This window comes from Bradyrhizobium sp. WYCCWR 12699 (assembly GCF_032144035.1).
Classification (GTDB): domain Bacteria; phylum Pseudomonadota; class Alphaproteobacteria; order Rhizobiales; family Xanthobacteraceae; genus Bradyrhizobium.
This window is the reverse complement of the sequence record NZ_JAVTJN010000010.1, coordinates 1-4,738: the sequence shown is the minus strand read 5'-3', so window position 1 is coordinate 4,738 and position 4,738 is coordinate 1. Positions and strand designations below refer to the sequence as shown.

The following is a 4,738-nucleotide window of genomic DNA, read 5'->3' as shown; positions in this document are numbered from 1 at the left end:
TCCCGGAGCCGCGCCGGAACGGAAGGTGATGGTCTTGCCGTTTACGGTCAGCGTGTCGCCGTCGGCGGGCTGGGCCACACCGGCGAGGCCGGTCGCAGTCGTGCCGTTGGTGGCGATCAGGGTGATGGCGCCGGTCAGGGCCGTAGTGCCGCCTGCGCCGGTCGTTGCCGTGCTGCCCTGGAACGAGCCGATGGTCGCGCCGAGCGTGCTGGTGCCGGTTGCCGCCGTGATGCCGCCGGCCGCGCCGCTATAGAGCACATTGCTGTTCGCGGTTGCGCTGGCGAAGCTCGTGGTGCCGCGCAGGTCGGCTGCCGTCGCGCCGGCGATGGTCGTAGAAACGTTGGACTTGGTGGAGTAGCCGACGGTGGTCTGCAGCGCCTGGTTAGCGATCGACTTGGCGCTGTCGATCAGCTTCTGCAGCGAGGTGAGGCCGGTGTTGGCAGCCTGCAGCACCTGCACGCCGTTGGCGATGCTGTCGAGCAGATTGTTGATGTCGCTGGCGCGGTTGTCGAGCGACTGTGCCGTGAAGAAGTTGGTGGGATTGTCCAGGGCCGAGTTGACGCTCTTGCCGGTCGACAGACGGTTCTGTGTGGTGGCGAGAAGATCGGCGGTGGACTGGAGAGAAAGCAGGTTCTGGCGAACCGACGCAGAGAGAACAATACCGGACATGACTCTTACCCTTCTGGCTTACGCGTCTTCGTTCGATCGCTTCTGGATCGAGTGACGGGGCCAGCGTGCCGTGACGTGGCTAACAAAGGGTGAAAAGAGTGCAGCCTACATAAGCGCCGGTTCACCATAAGCGAGCCGAGGGCGCCTGGACCACGAACAATCCACCTGAAATCATTGGCGATTCCTGGCGCTTACGCTCCATTAACCATAACCGCTGGTTACTTTTTCGAACCTCGCCTGCCCTCTCGAAGTCTCCGAGCAATGCGCAAAAAGAAAGCGGCGGGACCGAAGCCCCGCCGCCGGATCTTGCTTGCGATGTCGTCCGCGACTTAGCGGAGCAGCTGCAACACGCTCTGCTGCGACTGGTTGGCCAGCGACAGCGCGGAGACTGCGATCGACTGACGGGTCGACAGCGCCTGGCTGTTGGCCGCTTCGACGTTGGTGTCGGCCAGGGTCAGGTTGGACGAGCCGGTCTGCAGCACGTTGATCAGGTTCTTGTTGAAGTCCTGACGAACCTGCACGATCGTCAGGTTCGAGCCGAGGCTCGAAGCTTCCGAGCGCAGCGTGCTGGAGGCCGAGTTCAGGTTGGTCAGCACCTTGTTGGTGGCGGCGTTGTCGATGAAGTCGACACCGCCGGTCAACGCGGCAAGGCCCAGGCCTTTTGAGTTGTAGGTCACACCCGTGATGCTGAGGTTCGACTTGCCGGTCTCGTCGAACACCAGCTTGAGCTGGTCGCCGTTCAAGAGGTTGACACCGTTGAACGAGGAGTCCTGCGCGGTCGAGTCGATCTGGTTCAGGATGTTGTTGTACTGATTGACCAGGTTCGCACGCGAAGTCTGGGCAACCGTGTCCTGGACGGGGCTGGAAGCCGTCGAGAACGTCAGAGCCGTCGTCAGCGTACCGCCGATCGCACCACCCGCGGCGCTCGATCCGATGGTCGAGGACGCGTAGTCGTTGGTGGTGGAGACCGTCAGCAGACCGTTGGCGTCGATCGTTGCCGTCAGGTTGTTGGCCTGCAGCTTGGTGTTGAGCTGATCGAGCGTCTTGACCGTGCCGTTGGTGCCGTCGCCGAAAGTGACGTTGACCGCCGTGCCGCCGTTGAAGGAGGTGAAGGTCAAGGTCTTGCCGGTGAGACCGCCAACGCCGGAGGTGCGCGCCGCGGTGAAGGCGGTCGCCGTCCCGGTGTTGCCGGCAAGGCCGAGCACGTTCAGCGCGTTGCCGGTGCCGGTGATCGACAGATCGGCGTTGACGCCGGTCGAGATCTTGAGCTGGCCGGAGGCGTTGATCGACGAGTTGGTCTGGCCGGTGGCGGTCGCAAGCGTCGCAGTACCGCTGGCGCCGATCGTGGCTTTCTGCACGCCGGTGGCAAGGTCGATCGCATTCAGCACGTCGTTGACCGTGCCGTTCTCCAGATAGACCGTCGAGTTGCCGTTGCCGTCAGTGACGACGTTACCGCTCGCGCCATACCCGCTCGGAACGCTCGGAGCACCGGTCGTGCCGGGGGTCGGCGCGTTCTTGAAGGTGATGACGTGACCGTCGACGTTCAGGGACGAACCGTCCGCGATCGTTGCACCCAGCGAGGTCGCGCTCGTGGTCCGGTTGACGTTGACGGTGGCATTGCCGCCGCCGACCGACGTGCTCAGGCCGAGAGCATTGAGCAGATCTGCCTTGCCGGTGACGCTCAAATCCGCGCCCTTCGAGCTGACCAGCGTGACCTTGGAGGTGCCGACGGTCGACACCGTACCACCCTGGCCGAAGCTCGCTGAGATCGTCGCAGCACCCGAACTGATCGAGACCGTCTTCACCCCGCTGGCCAGATCGACCGCCGCCAAGAGATCGTCGACGGTCGCAGCCGGAGTGCCCGCGGTACCGAGATAGACCGTGGTGTTGCCGTTGCCGTCGGTGACGAGGTTGCCGCTGGCGCCAGAGCCGGACGGAACGCCGGTGGCTCCCGGAGCCGCGCCGGAACGGAAGGTGATGGTCTTGCCGTTTACGGTCAGCGTGTCGCCGTCGGCGGGCTGGGCGACGCCGGCAAGTCCGGTCGCGGTCGTGCCGTTGGTGGCGATCAGGGTGATCGCACCGGTCAGGGCCGTAGTGCCGCCTGCGCCGGTCGTTGCCGTGCTGCCCTGGAACGAGCCGATGGTCGCGCCGAGCGTGCTGGTGCCGGTCGCAGCCGTAGTGCCGCCGGCCGCGCCGCTATACAGCACGTTGCTGCTCGCGGTCGCGCTGGCAAACGAAGTCGTACCACGGAGGTCCGCCGCCGTCGCACCCGAGATCGTGGTGGAGACGTTGGACTTGGTGGAGTAGCCGACGGTGGTCTGCAGCGCCTGGTTGGCGATCGACTTCGCGGAGTCGATCAGCTTCTGCAGCGAGGTGATGCCGGTGTTGGCGGCCTGCAGCACCTGCACGCCGTTGGCGATGCCATCGAGCAGATTGTTGATGTCGCTGGCGCGGTTGTCGAGCGACTGTGCCGTGAAGAAGTTGGTGGGATTGTCCAGGGCCGAGTTGACGCTCTTGCCGGTCGACAGGCGGCTTTGGGTGGTGGCGAGGAGGTCAGCGGTGGACTGGAGAGAGAGCAGGTTCTGACGAACCGACGAAGAGAGAACGATACCGGACATTGAGTGTTACCCTTCTGGTACGCAACGCAACAAAACTTCGATTAGGATTAATCGATGCTCGGGACGGTGAACGTGGAGGGCTAACAAAGCATGAAGCGTGTCGCGCCAGTCCCTGCGCGGATTCACCATACGGGCGATCGAAGCCTGATCACGCTTCTCCATATCGTCATGATAGGATGACGCTTTTTGGTGCGGCGACGAGCCATTTGCCACTTGTCAACCATAACTCAGAGTGAGCAATTGGCTGCATCCGATACATCATCCCACTTCATCGCGGCATCCCGATGCCGACGCAAAAAGAAAGCGGCGGGGCCGAAGCCCCGCCGCCGGATCTTGCTTGCGATGTCGTCCGCGACTTAGCGGAGCAGCTGCAGCACGCTCTGCTGCGACTGGTTGGCCAGCGACAGCGCGGAGACTGCGATCGACTGACGGGTCGACAGCGCCTGGCTGTTGGCCGCTTCGGTGTTGGTGTCGGCCAGGGTCAGGTTGGACGAGCCGGTCTGCAGCACGTTGATCAGGCTCTTGTTGAAGTCCTGACGAACCTGCACCACCGAGAGGTTCGAGCCGAGGCTCGAAGCTTCCGAGCGCAGCGTGCTCGACGCGGCGTTCAGGTTCGAGAGCACCTTGTTGGTGGCGGCGTTGTCGATGAAGTCGACACCGCTGGTCAGCGCAGCAAGGCCCAGGCCCTTGGAGTTGTAGGTCACACCCGTGATGCTGAGGTTCGACTTGCCGGTCTCGTCGAACACCAGCTTGAGCTGGTCGCCGTTCAAGAGGTTGACACCGTTGAACGAGGAGTCCTGCGAGGTCGTGTCGATCTGGTTCAGGATGTTGTTGTACTGGGAGACCAGGTTCGCACGCGAAGTCTGGGCAACCGTGTCCTGGACGGGGCTGGAAGCCGTCGAGAACGTCAGCGACGAGGTCAACGTACCGCCGATCGCACCACCCGCGGCGCTCGATCCGATGGTCGAGGACGCGTAGTCGTTGGTGGTGGAGACCGTCAGCAGGCCGTTGGCGTCGATCGTCGCCGTCAGGTTGTTGGCCTGCAGCTTGGTGTTGAGCTGATCGAGCGTCTTGACCGTGCCGTTGGTGCCGTCGCCGAAGGTGACGTTGACCGCCGTACCGCCGTTGAAGGAGGTGAAGGTCAAGGTCTTGCCGCTGATGCCGCCGACGCCGGAGGTGCGCGCCGCGGTGAAGGCGGTCGCCGTCCCGGTGTTGCCGGCAAGGCCGAGCACGTTCAGCGCGTTGCCGGTGCCGGTGATCGACAGATCGGCGTTGACGCCGGTCGAGATCTTGAGCTGGCCGGAGGCGTTGATCGACGAGTTGGTCTGGCCGGTGGCGGTCGCAAGCGTTGCGGTGCCACTGGCGCCGATCGTGGCTTTCTGCACGCCGGTGGCAAGGTCGATCGCATTCAGCACGTCGTTGACCGTGCCGTTCTCCAGATAGACCGTCGA

2 protein-coding genes and 1 pseudogene are annotated in these 4,738 nt (G+C 63.8%); all 3 read right to left on the bottom strand.

Going from position 1 to position 4,738, the window contains the following annotated elements; translation table 11 throughout:
• Positions 1–669: pseudogene (locus RPS27_RS08380) on the bottom strand (flagellin); the annotation flags it as partial.
• Between the two features lie 329 nt (positions 670–998).
• Entirely contained in the window at positions 999–3,287 is a 2,289-nt protein-coding gene (locus tag RPS27_RS08375; RefSeq protein ID WP_259214218.1) for a DUF1522 domain-containing protein, read from the bottom strand.
• Between the two features lie 356 nt (positions 3,288–3,643).
• Positions 3,644–4,738: DUF1522 domain-containing protein (locus RPS27_RS08370; RefSeq protein ID WP_313753959.1), on the bottom strand; the 1,095-nt coding region annotated here is incomplete at its 5' end.